The following is a 13528-nucleotide window of genomic DNA, read 5'->3' on the forward strand; positions in this document are numbered from 1 at the left end:
CGGACCACCACGTCGGACTCGAGGACGTCGTCGAGGACGAGGTCGCGGGCGTGCCAGGACACCAGGCCCCGGTCGGCGAGGTCCTCGAGGGTGGCGACGAGCTCCTCGGCCACCACCGTGACGGTGTGGCCCTGCGCGAGGTGCGCGGAGACGGCCGCCGCGGCGCGCAGGCCACCGCCCACGACGAGCACACGACTCACGGGCGTGCCTCCTGCAGGACGACCTCGAGCGCCGCGAGGAAGCGGCGGGCGACGTCGGGCGCGCGGACGGCGAGGCGCACCCAGCGGTCGTCGAGGCCCGGGAACGTGTCGGCGCGGCGCACGGCCCAGCCGGCGGAGCGCAGCGCGCCGTGCACGCCCGTGCCGACCTCGGCGAGCACGAACGGCGCGGCGGACGGCAGGTGTCGCACCCCGAGGGCGTCGAGGCCGTCGGTGAGCACGGCGCGGTGCTGGGCGACCTGCGAGGCCCGACGGGCGGCCTCCGCGCGGGCGTCGTCGGAGGTGCAGGCGACGATCGCGGCGGTGGCGTGCGCCGACACCGACCACGGCGGCTGCTGCGCGCGCAGGTCGGCGACCAGGTCGGCGTCGCCGAGGACGTACCCGGCACGGACGCCGGGGATGCTCCACAGCTTCGTCAGGCTGCGCAGCACCAGCACGCCCGGCAGGCGCGCGTCGGCGAGCGACGCCGACTCCCCGGGCACGGCGTCCATGAACGCCTCGTCGACCACGACGACGCGTCCCGGACGCACCAGCGCACGCAGCGCCCAGGCCGGGTGCAGCACGCCGGTCGGGTTGGTCGGGTTGCCGACGACCACGATGTCGGCGGCGTCGGGAACGGCATCGGGCTCGAGCGCGAAGTCGTGCCCGAGGAGCACGTGGCGCGGCGTGTGCCCGGCCTGGCGCAGGGCGACGTCGGGCTCGGTGAACTGCGGGTGCACGACCACGGGGTGCTGCCAGGGTCGGGCCCGCGCGAGCAAGGTGAACGCCTCGGCGGCACCGGCCGTGGCCAGCACCTCCTCGACGGGCCGGGTGTGCCGGTGCGCCACGGCCGCCTCGGCCTCCCGCGCGTCGGGGTAGCGGCCGACGTGGTCGAGCGCGCCGCGCAGCGCGTCGTCGAGCCAGGCGGGCCGCGGGCCGTCGTGCACGTTGACGGCGAGGTCGACGAGCCCGTCCGTGGCCTCCACGTCGCCGTGGTGGCGGAGGGGGTCCACTGCACTGGTCGACACCTCGGGGCCCCTCCGGGCCGTCGCTGGGTGTCGGCGCTCACTGGGCCGTTGCCGGGTGGTCTCGACAGGCCCAGCGAGAGCCTCCACGCCACACGGGAGGGCGCGCACGGCGGCGGCGAAGCGGGCGGCCATGCGGGGGTGACCGGCCCAGTGCGTGTGCAGGTAGGAGGCGTGCAGCGTGGGGCTCGCGAAGCCGGCGGGACCGTGGGCGCTCGTCCACGCGACGGTGAGGCCGGCCTCGGGATGGGCGGGCGTCACGTGCGTGCGGTGGAACTCGTGACCCGTGACCCGGCCGCCGGTCGGCGCGAGGAGGTGCTCCTCGGGCGCGACGGCGGTGCGGTAGCCGAGCGTCAGCCGCGGCGTCATGGCGGCGTCCGCGGGCAGGGCACCGACCATCGGGGCGCCGTCGAGCGTGCGGCACAGGTACAGCAGGCCGGCGCACTCGGCGACCGTCGGCACGCCCGCGGCGACGGCGTCGGCGATGGCGTGCCGCAGCGGCTCGTTGGCCGAGATGGTGGCGGCGTGCACCTCGGGGAAACCTCCCCCGAGGTACAGGCCCGACGTGCCCTCCGGCAGCGTCTCGTCGTGCAGCGGGTCGAAGACCCGCACGTCGCAGCCGAGCGCGTCGAGCAGCTCGGCCGTCTCGGCGTACCGGAACGTGAACGACCGGCCGCCCGCCACCGCGACGACCCGGCGCTGCGCCGGCACGTCGGTCGTGTGCGGTGCCGTCTCGGCGACCGGGTCCCACGCCTCGCCGGTGAGCGGCGGCGCGGACTGCGCGATGCGCACGACCTCCTCGAGGTCGACGGCCTTGGCCACCCGCGCGGCGAGCCGGTCGAGCGCGGCCTTGGCGTCGTCGCGCTCCTCCGCCGGCACGAGGCCGAGGTGGCGCGAGGGTGCCACCACCCCGTCGTCGCGGTGCACGATGCCGAGCACCGGCACGCCCGTGCCCTCCAGGGCGCGGACGACCTCGTCGGCGTGGCGGGTGGAGCCCACCTTGTTGAGGATGACGCCGGCCACCCGCACCGACGTGTCGAAGGTGACCATGCCGTGCACGAGCGCGGCGATGGACCGCGACGCCGACGACACGTCGACCACCAGCACCACCGGGCTGTGCGTGACGCGGGCGACGTGCGCCGTCGACGCGTACCCGTCGGTGCCGAGCATGCCGTCGTGCAGCCCCATCACGCCCTCGACGACCGCGAGGTCGGAGCCGGCGGCGCCGTGCAGCAGCAGCGGCAGCAGCCGCTCCTCCCCCGCCAGGTGCGGGTCGAGGTTGCGGCCCGGCAGGCCCGTGGCCAGCTCGTGGTAGCCGGGGTCGATGTAGTCGGGGCCGACCTTGTGGCCCGACACGCGGTGGCCCGACCGCGACAGTGCGGCCATGAGGCCGGTCGCGATGGTCGTCTTCCCGTGGCCCGACGCCGGCGCGGCGACCACGAGGCGGGGCAGGTTCACCACTCGATGCCTCGCTCTGCCGTCTGCCGCCCGGAGCCCGGCACCCCCGCCGGACGTGGGGTCGATCGCTGCTGGATGCTCACCACTCGATGCCTCGCTGGCCCTTCTGGCCGACGTCCATGGGGTGCTTGACCTTCGTCATCTCGGTGACGAGGTCGGCGACCTCCAGGAGCCGGGGGGCGGCGTCGCGGCCGGTGATCACGACGTGCTGGCGGCCGGGGCGCGACGCGAGCGTGTCGGCGACGTCGTCGACGTCGACCCAGCCCCACGTCATCGGGTAGGTGAACTCGTCGAGCACGTACAGGTCGTGCGTCTCGGTGGCGAGGCGGCGCTTGATCTCGGCCCAGCCCTCGGCCGCGGCGACGGCGTGGTCGTCGTCGGTGCCCGACTTGCGCGACCACGACCAGCCGGAGCCCATCTTGTGCCACTCGACGGGCCCGCCGAGGCCCTCCGTCTCGTGCAGGCGACCGAGGTGCTCCAGCACGCTCTGCTCGCCGACGCGCCACTTGGCGGACTTGACGAACTGGAACACCCCGACCTTCCAGCCCTGGTTCCAGGCACGCATGGCCAGGCCGAACGCAGCGGTCGACTTCCCCTTGCCCGGCCCGGTGTGGACCATGACGAGCGGACGGTTGCGACGCTGGCGGGTGGTGAGGCCGTCGTCGGGGACGACCAGCGGCTGACCCTGGGGCATCAGGCGGCCTCCTTCACGGCACGGGTGAGGGACTCCGCGCTCACCTCGCCGAGCGGGAGGTGCTGGGCGCCGAGCCGGTCGGCCAGCACGGCGGCGAGGCCGAGCCGGAAGCCACCGGTCTCGCAGTCGACCACGACGGAGGCCACGCGGGTGGCGCGCACGTGGTCGGCGGCGCGGTGGGCGCGGGCGAGCGCGTCGGGGCCCGACGTCGCGCGGCCGTCGGTGACGACGACGAGGAGCGGTCGGCGCAGCGGGTCGCGGATGGCCTCGAGACGCAGGGCGTCGGCAGCCGTGGCCAGGCCCTCGGCGAGCGGCGTGCGGCCTCCGGCGGGCAGCTCCTCGAGCCGGCGCGCGGCGACGTCGACCGACGACGTCGGGGGGAGGTCGAGGGACGCGGACGCACCCCGGAACGTCACGAGCCCGACCTTGTCGCGACGCTGATAGGCGTCGAGCAGCAGCGACAGCACGGCCGTCTTGACCTGCTCCATCCGGCGCCGCGCGGCCATCGAGCCGGAGGCGTCGACGCACAGCAGCACGAGGTTGGACTCGCGTCCCTCGCGCACGGCCACGCGCAGGTCGGCGGGGCGCAGCAGCACCCGGCCGCCGTCGGCCCGGCCGCGGGCGTGCTGGTGCGGTGCCGCGGCGCGCACGGTCTCGACGAGGTGCAGCGAGCCCGACCGACCGGCGGGCGTGCGCGCGCCGATGCGGCGGCCGTCGTCGGTGATGGCGCGCGAGCGACGTCCGGAGACCCCGGCGCCGACGCCGTCGACCTGCAGCAGCCGCGCCCGCACGGGCTCGCCGGCGCCGACGGTCGACTCGGGCGCCGGGCCGGAGCCCTCGCCGTCGCCGGCGTCACTGCGGGACTCGCCGCCCGTCGGGGGCGTGGCGGGAGCGTCGGTGCTGCGGTCGGGCGCGCCGCCGGGGCCGCCGTCCGGTCCGCCGTCGGGTCCGTCGTCGGGCCCCCCGTCGTCAGGACCGCCCTCGGGACCACCGTCGCCGGGCCCGTCCTCGGGTCCACCGGCGGGCGGCTCGTCGGGGCCGAGCAGGTCGTCGAGCTGCGACTCGTCGAGGCCCGTCTCGTCGAAGGGGTTGCGCCGGCGCCGGTGCGGCAGTGCCAGTCGTGCGGCGGCGCGGACGTCGTCGCGCGTGATCGTGGTGCGACCGTGCCAGGCGGCGTGGGCGGCCGCGGTGCGGGCGGTGACGATGTCGGCGCGCAGCCCGTCGACCTCGAACGCCGCGCACAGCTCGGCGATCGACACGAGCGTCGCGTCGTCGAGCTCGACCTCGGCCACCAGCTCCTGCGCCCGGCGGATGCGCGTCGTCAGCGCGGCGTCCTGCTCGGCGAAGCGTGCGGCGAACCCGGCGGGGTCGGCGTCGAACGCGAGCCGGCGGCGCACCACCTCGGCACGGGCCTGCGGGTCGCGCGGTGCGGCCACCTCGACCGCGAGGCCGAAGCGGTCGAGCAGCTGCGGGCGCAGCTCCCCCTCCTCGGGGTTCATGGTGCCGATCAGCACGAACCGGGCGGCGTGCTCGACGGAGACGCCGTCGCGCTCGACCGTCGAGCGGCCCATCGCGGCGGCGTCGAGGAGGAGGTCGACGAGGTGGTCGTGGAGCAGGTTGACCTCGTCGACGTACAGCACGCCCCGGTGGGCGCGGGCGAGCAGACCGGGCTCGTAGCGGGTGACGCCGCTGCCGAGCGCCTGCTCGAGGTCGAGGGAGCCGAGCACACGGTCCTCGGTGGCACCGACGGGCAGCTCGACGAGCCGCACGGGCCGCGTCTCGGCCTCGGGGTCGGGACCGAACGGACCGTCGGGCGAGAGCGGCGCGGGGTCGGCCGGGTCGCTGGAGAACCGGTCGCCCTTCACCACGTCGATGGGGGGCAGCACCGCGGCGAGCGCCCGCACCAGCGTCGACTTCGCCGTGCCCTTCTCGCCGCGCACGAGGACCCCGCCGATCGCGGGCGAGATCGTCGTGAGGACGAGGGCGAGCGCCATGTCGTCGAGCTGGTCGGGCTCGGCGCCGACGACGGCGGTGAAGGGGTAGTGCTGTGGCATGAGGGCTCCCGCTCGATCGCCATGGCTGGTGCGGCGCGAGGCCGGTCTTCGGACTTCCACCTCCAGGTGGTCACCGCAGCGGACCCTGTGCCGGACTTCCACCGGCTTCCCGATTCTCCCCAACCGTCTGGGGCACCTCGCGCGTGTGCAGTTTGTCCGAGCCAGGCTACCGGGGCGCGCCGCGTCCGTGTGCAGGCACTAGCCTCGCCGGACATGAGCACCCCCCGTCGCGCCTCCGGCACCGTCGTCGTCGTGGGCGTCGGCGCCGACGGCTGGGCCGGCCTCGACGCCGCCCGACGCGCCGCGGTCGAGGCCGCCGACGTGCTCCTCGGCGGCGAGCGGCACCTCGCGCTCGTGCCCGCCGACGTCACCGCGACCCGCGTGCCGTGGCCGTCGCCGCTGCGCGAGGGGCTGCGCGCGCTCCTGGAGGAGCACGCGGGACGCCGGGTCGTGGCGCTGGCGTCGGGCGACCCGCTCGTGTCGGGCATCGGCACCACCCTCGTCTCGCTGCTCGGCGCCGACGCCGTGGAGGTGCTGCCGGGCCTCTCGTCGGTGTCGCTCGCGCGGGCGCGCATGCGCTGGTCGGCCGAGACGTCGGAGACGGTCACGCTGGTCGGGCGCGACGTGCACCGGCTCGTCACGCGCCTGCACCCCGGCGCACGGCTGCTGGTGCTCTGCTCGGACGCCTCCACCCCGGCACAGGTGGCGGCCCTGCTCGCTCTGCAGGGCTACGGCACCAGCACCCTCACCGCGCTCGGCGACCTCGGCTCCGACCACGAGAGTCGCGTCGACGGCGTGGCCGCCACGTGGTCGGCCGACGTCGGCCCGCTCACCGTGCTCGCGGTGCAGGTCGACGAGGGGGCGCGCGTGCTGCCGCTGGTCCCGGGCCTGCCCGACGACGCCTTCGAGCACGACGGGCAGGTGACCAAGCGCGACGTCCGCGCGAGCGCGCTCGCCCGCCTCGCACCCACGCCGGGAGCGCTGCTGTGGGACGTCGGAGCGGGCGCAGGGTCCGTCGCCGTCGAGTGGTCGCGCACGCACCCGTCGTGCCGGGCGGTCGCGGTCGAGCGCGACCCGGAGCGCGCCGAGCGGATCGACCGGAACGCACGGACGCTCGGCGTCCCCGACCTGCGCGTCGTCACCGGTCGCGCGCCCGAGGCGCTCGCCGGGCTCGACGCCCCCGACGCGGTGTTCGTCGGCGGTGGCGCCACGGTCGACGGCGTGCTCGACGCCTGCTGGGCGGCGCTGCGACCGGGCGGCCGGCTCGTCGTCCACGGCGTGACGCTGGAGACCGAGCAGCTGCTGGTCGCGTGGCGTGCCCGGGTCGGCGGCGAGCTGGTCCGCCTGCTCGTCGAGACCGCCGCGCCGCTCGGCACGTTCACGTCGTGGACGCCCGCGCGGGCGGTCACGCAGCTGTCCGTCGTCAAGGGGTCAGTCGTCGAGGGGTCCGTCGTCGAGGAGGCGCAGGCATGACCGTGCACGTGGTGGGCGCCGGACCGGGTGCCGCCGACCTGCTCACCGTCCGCGCGGCCCGGCTGCTGGAGCGGGCCGACGTCGTCGTCTACGCCGGCACCTACGTCGAGGCCGTGCTGGAGCACTGCCGGCCCGACGCGCGGCTCGTCGACACGCAGGACCTCGACCTCGACCAGATCACCGAGGTCGTGGTCGACGCCCACCGTGCGGGGCTGGAGGTCGTGCGGCTGTCGTCGGGCGACCCGTCGCTGTACTCGGCGCTGCACGAGCTGACCCGTCGTCTCGACGCGGCGCAGGTGCCGTGGGACGTGACGCCCGGGGTGCCCGCCTACGCCGCGGCGGCCGCGCGGCTCGGCGTCGAGCTGACCGTGCCCGAGGTGGTGCAGTCGGTCGTGCTGACGCGCAACCAGGCCCGCTCGACGGCGATGCCGTCGAGCGAGGAGCTGGAGGCGTTCGCCGCCACCGGCGCGACGCTGGCCCTGCACCTCGCGATCACCCGCACGCGCCCGCTGGCCGAGCGGCTCGCCGCCGTGCTCGGGGCCGACACCCCCGTCGCCGTGGTCGCGAACGCGTCGCAGGAGGCCGAGGTCGTGCTGCGCGGCACCCTCGCCGACGTCGCCGACCAGGTCGAGGCCGCCGGTCTGCGCCAGGCCGCCGTGATCCTCGTCGGCCCCGCCGTGGCCCGCCCCGACGGCGCGGAGTCCTACCTCTACTCCCCCACCCGCGACCGCTCCTCCAAGCGCCGCTGAGCTCCCCCCGGATTCGGAACGTCATCGCCTGTTCTGGCGACGAGAACGGGCGGTGACGTTCCGAAACGGGGGCTGACCGTGCGTGGGGTCAGGCGGGGACCTCGTCGAGGAGGCGGCGGAGGACGTCGGCGAGGGTCACGACGCCGATGCCGCGCTCGGTGCGGACGACGGCGAGGTGCTGGCTGGTCTCGCGCATGACCGCGAGGGCCTCGTGCACCGGCGTCGCCGGGTCGAGGTGGAACGGCTCGCGCACCAGGTCGGCCACGCCCTCCTCGGCGTCGCGCACCAGGGTCTCGCGCACGTGCACGACGCCGGAGACCTGCCCGCCGTCGACGACGAGGATCCGCAGGTGCCCGCTGCGCTCCGCCGCGGCCTGCACGTCGGCGACCGTGCTGCCGGGCGGGACCGAGGTGGGCACCGCGCCCGGCTTCAGCAGGTCCGCGACCGTCAGGTCGCGCAGGCCGAGCGCCCGCGACAGCGACGCCGAGTAGCCCGCGTCGAGCGCGCCCACCTCGGCGGAGTGCTTGACCAGGTGGCGCAGGTCGTCGGGCGTGGAGCCGCCCGCGACCGTCTCGACCGGCTGGACGCCGACGACGACGAGGCACCGGTTGGCGGCCTCGTTCAGCAGCGTCAGCACCGGGCGGGTGAACCACATGAAGCCCCGCATCGGGATGGCGAGCATCGTCGCCGACTTCTCCGGATGGGCGATCGCCCACGACTTGGGCATCATCTCGCCGACCACCAGGTGCAGGAAGGTCATGACGACCAGCGCGATGACGAACCCGGCGGCGTCGGCCACCCAGTACGGCATGCCCCAGCCCTCGAAGAGGGGCGTGAGCGCGTAGTGCACGGCGGGCTTGGCGGTCGCGCCGAGCGCCAGGACGCACAACGTGATGCCGAGCTGCGCGCCGGCGAGCAGCACCGTGAGCTCGGACGAGGAGCGCAGCGCTGCGCGGGCAGCGCGGCTGTGCGGGGCGGCGTCCTCGAGCCGGTGGCGCTTGGCCGCCAGCAGCGCGAACTCGATCGCGACGAAGAACGCGCTCGCCGCGATGATCACGACGGTGACCGCGAGGACCACCCAGGGGTTGCTCATCATCGGGACACCTCGGTCTCGTCGGCGGGCTGGGGCGCGACGTCGTCGGGGTCGTCGGACGGCTCCACGTAGGGCCGGACGACCCAGCTGACCCGCACCGACGACGGCACGTAGTGCTCGACCTCGAGCACGTCGAAGCGCAGGCGCGGCGCGGCGGGCTGGTCGTCGAGGACGAGGGTGGCGGCGTCGGGCGGCAGGTCGAGCTCGACGGCGTCGCCGGCCTCGGGCAGGGCACCGGCCTGCGCGATGACGAGGCCGGACACGGTCTCGACGTCGTCGAGCTCGGGCAGGTCGTGGTCGATGACCCGCTCGACCTCGTCGAGCGGGGCGTCGCCGGAGAACAGCCACGCGTCGTCGCCGTCGACCACCGCGAGGGGTCGCTCGTCGTCGTGCTCGTCGGTGATCTCGCCGACCAGCTCCTCCGCGAGGTCCTCGATCGTGAGCACGCCGGAGAGCCCGCCGTACTCGTCGATCACGCAGGCCAGCTGCTGCTTGGCGCGCTCGAGCGTGCGGCGCGCGACGGGCAGCAGCATGACCTCGGGCACGACGACGGGCTCGCGGGCGAGGTCGGCGGCGGTGCCCTCGCGGGCGGTCATGACGTCGACCAGGTGGACGACGCCGACGAGCCGGTCGTCGTCGTCGAGGACGGGGTAGCGCGAGTGGCCGGTCGACATCTGCTCGCGCACGGCGTCGACGGTGTCGTCGGGTCGCACGACGTCGACGCGCGAGCGCGGGATCATGGCGTGCTCGACGTCGCGGCGCGGGAAGTCGATCACGCGGTCGAGGAGCAGGGAGAGGTCGCGCGGGAGGTCGCCGCTCTCCCGGGACTCGGCGACGATGTGCTCGAGGTCGCGCGCGGTCGCGGTGCTGTCGACGTCGTGCACGGGCTCGATCCGCAGCGCCCGCAGGAGGACGTTCGAGGCCTGGTCGAAGAACCAGATCAGCCAGCCGAAGACCGCGAGGTAGAGGTTGGTGGAGCGCGCCAGCCAGCGGGCGACGGGCTCGGGTCGGGCGATCGCCAGGTTCTTCGGGAACAGCTCGCCGAAGAGCATCTGCACGAACGTCGCGAAGACCAGCGCCAGCACCGTGCCGATGCCGATGCCGACCGCGGTGGGCACGCCGACGCCGCCGAGGATGTCGCCGAACGCGCGGCCGATGAGCGGCTCGGCGACGTAGCCGACGAGCAGGCCCGTGACGGTGATGCCGAGCTGGGCGCCGGACAGCATGAACGAGGTGCGGTTCGTGACCGCGAGGGCGCGTTGGGCGCCCTTGTCGCCCTGCGCCGCGAGGGAGTTGAGCCGCGACCGGTCGACCGCCATGTAGGCGAACTCCTGGGCGACGAAGTAGCCCGTCGCGGCGGTGATGGCGAGCACGACCAGCAGGCCGAGCAGCAGGAGGAGGACCGTGATCACCGCACGCGCCTCTCCGGGTCGCGGGTGGTCACGGTCTGGGGACTTCGACTGGGGTCCATGGCTCTCTCTGTGGAGGGTCGGGATCAGTGGGGGAACGAGCCGACGGGCCGGCGAGTTCCCGACTCGCCGATCGTCTCAGCGCTCGACCTCCCGCGCACATCCATGCGTCGTGGACAGTTTTGGGGCACTGGCGGCGCCTGCGGCGCCCCGGACGTGTCCAGATGTCGGGGCTGGTCAGGCCTCGACCGACCGCGACGTCCAGACGGCGCCGGTGGGGCTGACGCGGGTGCGGGAGGAGCCGACGACGAGCAGGCACTTCATGTCGATGGACTCGGGGTCGAGGTCGGCGAGGGTGGTCACGTGCAGCGACTCCTCGGCGCGGCCGACGTCGCGGCCCACGACGACGACGGTGGACGGGTCGCGGTGCTCGAGCAGGATCCGCCGCATGTCGGCCACCTGCGTGGTGCGCGAGCGCGAGCGCGGGTTGTAGACGGCGAGGACGAGGTCGGCGTCGGCCACGGCGCGCAGCCGCCTCTCGACGACCGACCACGGCTTGAGCCGGTCCGACAGGCTCATGACCGCGAAGTCGCCGCCGATCGGCGCGCCGGCGCGGGCGGCGACAGCCTGCACCGCCGAGACGCCGGGCACCACGCGGACGGTGACGTCGTGCAGGTGCGGCTGAGCCTCCTGCGCCTCCAGCACCGCGGTGGCCATGCCGAAGACGCCGGCGTCGCCGCCGGACACGACGGCCACCCGCTCGCCCGACCTCGCCAGCTCGAGCGCGTGCGTGGCGCGGTCGATCTCGACCGTGTTGCCCGACGCGTGACGCTGCAGCCCCACCCGCTGCGGCACGCGGGCGACGTACGGCGCGTACCCGACGACGTGCCCGACCTGCGCCAGCTCGTCGGAGGCCTCGGGGGTGAGCCAGGCGTCGGGGCCCGGCCCGAGCCCGACGACCACCACCTCCCCCTGTTTCGGAACGTCATCGCCCGTTCCGGGCGAGGAAAGGGGCGATGACGTTCCGAATCGTGGGGACTGCTCGTCGTAGCGGGTGCCGTGGCCGTCGCCGGGGACCACGACGAGGGAGAAGTAGGGGACCGACGTCGGGTCGACGTCGGCGACCGGCAGCCAGCGCTGCTCGGGCATCGAGGCACGCTCGACGTAGAGCGCGGTGTCGAGCCGGCCGGCCTGCTCCAGGGCCGAGCGGACGGCCGGGAACGTGCGGCCGAGCTTCATGATGATGGCGCCGTCGGTGTCGGCGAGGCGTCGCGCCAGCTCCGCCTCCGGCAGCGTGCCCGGCAGCACCGTGAGCACGTCGGTCTGGCGCACCAGGGGCGTCGCGGCCAGTGCCGTGGCCGCCGCGAAGGCCGGCACCCCCGCCACGACCTCGGTCTCGAACTCCTCGGACAACCGGTCGTGCAGGTACATGAACGATCCGTAGAACATCGGGTCGCCCTCGGCCAGCACCACGACGTCGCGACCCGCCGCGAGGTGCTCGCGCAGGCGCTGCGCGCACTCCTCGTAGAAGTCGGCCATCGCCCCCGCGTAGCCGCCGGGGTGCTCCGCCGTGCCGGTGGTCACCGGGTACTGCAGCACCTCCTCCACGACGTCCGCCGGCACGAGGCCGTCGACGATGCGCCGCGCGTTCGAGCGCTTGCCGACGCCCTGGTGGTACGCCACGACGTCGGCCTCGCGGATGAGCCGCGCGGTCTTCAGCGTCACCAGCTCGGGGTCTCCGGGCCCGACGCCCACGCCCCACAGCCGGCCGGTGCTGTCCTGCCGCGGGCCCGCGCCGCTCACTCCTTCTCCTGCGCGAGCGCGTTGAGCGCCGACGCCGCCATGGCGGAGCCGCCGCGACGTCCGCGCACGGTCACGAACGGGACGTCGATGCCGTGCGTCTGCGCGAACGCGGCGAGCGCGTCCTTCGACTCGGCCGCACCGATGAACCCCACCGGCACGCCGACGACCGCGGCCGGGCGGGGCGCGCCGTCGGCGAGCAGCTCGAGCAGGTGGAACAGGGCGGTGGGCGCGTTGCCGATCGCGACGACGGCGCCGTCGAGCCGGTCGCCCCAGAGCGACACGGCGGCCGCGGAGCGGGTCGTGCGCCACTCCCGCGCGAGGTCGGGCACCCGCTCGTCGCGCAGCAGGCAGAGCACGTCGTTGTCCTTCGGCAGCCGTGCGCGCGTGACGCCCGACGCCACCATCGTCGCGTCGCACAGGATCGGCGCGCCGGCCTGCAACGCCTCGCGCGCCGCCGACACGAGCCGCGGGTGCACCACCATGTCGTCGACCAGGTCGGTCTGGCCCGTGCCGTGGATCATCCGCACGGCCACCTTCTCCGCATCGGCCGGGATGCCCGTCAGGTCGGTCTCGCGCCGGATGGTCGCGAAGGAGTCGACGTAGATGGCAGCGCCGCTGCCCTCGTACTCGAAGCGCCGGGTAGGGGGTCTCATGCGGTCTCCCTCGACAGGTCGGAGGTCACGGTCAGGTCGGGCACGACCACGCTGCGCCACGGGGTCACGAGCACCTCGCCCTCGGCCAGGGCGAGCAGCCGGTCGACGTCGGGCCGACGCAGCACGCCTCCCTCGACCGGCACGTGGACGAACCGACGTCCGTCGTCCTGCAGCCCGGGCCCCTCCGGCAGCGGGAGGGCCCGGACCTGGGTGCGCAGGTCGCGGGCGTGCAGGTCGCCCAGCACGGCCGCGCCCCCACGCGGCAGGTCGTCGACGTGCCACGTGCCCACGTCGGGACGCATGCGCCGGAAGCGGTGGGCCAGCGCGCCCAGCACCTCGGGCAGCGCCTCGAGCGGCACGACCTCGCCCCAGTGCCGACCAGCGCGCACCTGCGCATGACCGTCGTCGACCGCGACGGCGCCGACGTCGAGCGAGCGGTCGACGAGGTCGCCGCGCCCGTCGTCGAGGACCACGAGGAAGCGTGCCGAGAGATCGGCGAGGTCCGGGTCGGCACACACGAGCGCGTCGTAGCGCTCGGCCACGGGCCGCAGGTCGGCCCGACCGCCCAGCCGGCCCGAGAGCGGCGAGACCATCACGTTGCGCACGAGCTCGTGGCTGCGGCTCGGCAGCAGGCCGGTCGACGCGAGGTCGGCCACGACCGGCTCCGGCAGCCTGCCGTCGACCGAGGCGATGCCGCGCACCTGCAGGTTGGCGCGACGCGTGAGCCCGACCGTGCCGTCACCGTGCCGCTCCGCGACGTCGAGCAGACGCGCGAGGGCCACCGTGGGCAGCCGGCCGCCGACCAGACGCAGGCGCACCAGCGCACCGTCGTCGGCGATCCACGGCCGGCACACGCCGGGGCACCGGTCGGCGCGCTCACGTGAGCTCGTCACGCCGCCTCCTCACCTGTCCCTCGGGCA

General features: G+C 75.2%; 10 protein-coding genes, 1 pseudogene and 1 riboswitch. Of the genes and pseudogenes, 2 read left to right on the top strand and 9 right to left on the bottom strand.

The features are described from left to right. Positions 1-2: 2 nt before the first annotated feature. From QE370_RS18130 to QE370_RS02740, 4 genes and pseudogenes are all read right to left on the bottom strand, one after another. Positions 3-200 (bottom strand): annotated as a pseudogene (locus tag QE370_RS18130) (NAD(P)-dependent oxidoreductase); the annotation flags it as partial. Then, the gene (locus tag QE370_RS02730) at positions 197-2680 is read right to left on the bottom strand and encodes a cobyrinate a,c-diamide synthase (protein ID WP_309633335.1); all 2484 of its coding nucleotides are present in this window, start codon (positions 2678-2680) and stop codon (positions 197-199) included. The gene QE370_RS02730 and the pseudogene QE370_RS18130, both read right to left, overlap by 4 nt. Before the next feature lie 79 nt (positions 2681-2759). Continuing rightward, on the bottom strand, positions 2760-3374 hold the full coding sequence (cobO, locus tag QE370_RS02735) for a cob(I)yrinic acid a,c-diamide adenosyltransferase (protein WP_253027303.1): 615 nt from the start codon (positions 3372-3374) through the stop codon (positions 2760-2762). Then, entirely contained in the window at positions 3374-5428 is a 2055-nt protein-coding gene (locus QE370_RS02740; RefSeq protein ID WP_309633336.1) for a VWA domain-containing protein, read from the bottom strand. Before QE370_RS02740 ends, cobO begins: the two co-directional genes overlap by 1 nt. 21 nt (positions 5429-5449) lie before the next feature. After that, a riboswitch (cobalamin riboswitch) is annotated at positions 5450-5583 on the bottom strand. A 58-nt stretch (positions 5584-5641) separates the two neighbouring features. Here QE370_RS02740 and cbiE point away from each other — a divergent pair. Then, positions 5642-6901, top strand: coding sequence for a precorrin-6y C5,15-methyltransferase (decarboxylating) subunit CbiE (cbiE, locus tag QE370_RS02745; RefSeq protein ID WP_309633337.1), 1260 nt, complete (start codon positions 5642-5644; stop codon positions 6899-6901). Beyond that, positions 6898-7650: an SAM-dependent methyltransferase gene (locus tag QE370_RS02750; protein ID WP_309633338.1), complete on the top strand. Its 753-nt coding sequence runs from the start codon at positions 6898-6900 to the stop codon at positions 7648-7650. Before cbiE ends, QE370_RS02750 begins: the two co-directional genes overlap by 4 nt. 88 nt (positions 7651-7738) lie before the next feature. Here QE370_RS02750 and QE370_RS02755 read toward each other — a convergent pair whose 3' ends face one another. The 5 genes from QE370_RS02755 to QE370_RS02775 form a co-directional block, all read right to left on the bottom strand. After that, a complete protein-coding gene (locus QE370_RS02755) occupies positions 7739-8746 on the bottom strand; it encodes a hemolysin family protein (RefSeq protein WP_309633339.1) in 1008 nt (335 codons plus the stop codon). Beyond that, entirely contained in the window at positions 8743-10155 is a 1413-nt protein-coding gene (locus tag QE370_RS02760; protein WP_309633340.1) for a hemolysin family protein, read from the bottom strand. The genes QE370_RS02755 and QE370_RS02760 overlap by 4 nt, the downstream gene beginning before the upstream one ends. A 234-nt stretch (positions 10156-10389) precedes the next feature. After that, positions 10390-11955: a precorrin-2 C(20)-methyltransferase gene (locus QE370_RS02765; protein WP_309633341.1), complete on the bottom strand. Its 1566-nt coding sequence runs from the start codon at positions 11953-11955 to the stop codon at positions 10390-10392. Next, complete coding sequence (locus tag QE370_RS02770; protein WP_253024334.1) at positions 11952-12608, bottom strand: precorrin-8X methylmutase; 657 nt, start codon at positions 12606-12608, stop codon at positions 11952-11954. The genes QE370_RS02765 and QE370_RS02770 overlap by 4 nt, the downstream gene beginning before the upstream one ends. Next, positions 12605-13501: a nitrite reductase gene (locus QE370_RS02775; protein ID WP_309633342.1), complete on the bottom strand. Its 897-nt coding sequence runs from the start codon at positions 13499-13501 to the stop codon at positions 12605-12607. The genes QE370_RS02770 and QE370_RS02775 overlap by 4 nt, the downstream gene beginning before the upstream one ends. Positions 13502-13528 lie beyond the last annotated feature (27 nt).

The sequence above is a fragment of the Aeromicrobium sp. SORGH_AS_0981 genome, from assembly GCF_031453195.1.
GTDB lineage: Bacteria > Actinomycetota > Actinomycetes > Propionibacteriales > Nocardioidaceae > Aeromicrobium.

Bases quoted from the DNA above. Each gene is read 5' to 3' on its own strand.
- cobO (WP_253027303.1), bottom strand. From the start codon at position 3,374: ATGCCCCAGGGTCAGCCGCTGGTCGTCCCCGACGACGGCCTCACCACC.
- QE370_RS02740 (WP_309633336.1), bottom strand. From the start codon at position 5,428: ATGCCACAGCACTACCCCTTCACCGCCGTCGTCGGCGCCGAGCCCGAC.
- cbiE (WP_309633337.1), top strand. From the start codon at position 5,642: ATGAGCACCCCCCGTCGCGCCTCCGGCACCGTCGTCGTCGTGGGCGTC.
- QE370_RS02750 (WP_309633338.1), top strand. From the start codon at position 6,898: ATGACCGTGCACGTGGTGGGCGCCGGACCGGGTGCCGCCGACCTGCTC.
- QE370_RS02755 (WP_309633339.1), bottom strand. From the start codon at position 8,746: ATGATGAGCAACCCCTGGGTGGTCCTCGCGGTCACCGTCGTGATCATC.
- QE370_RS02770 (WP_253024334.1), bottom strand. From the start codon at position 12,608: ATGAGACCCCCTACCCGGCGCTTCGAGTACGAGGGCAGCGGCGCTGCC.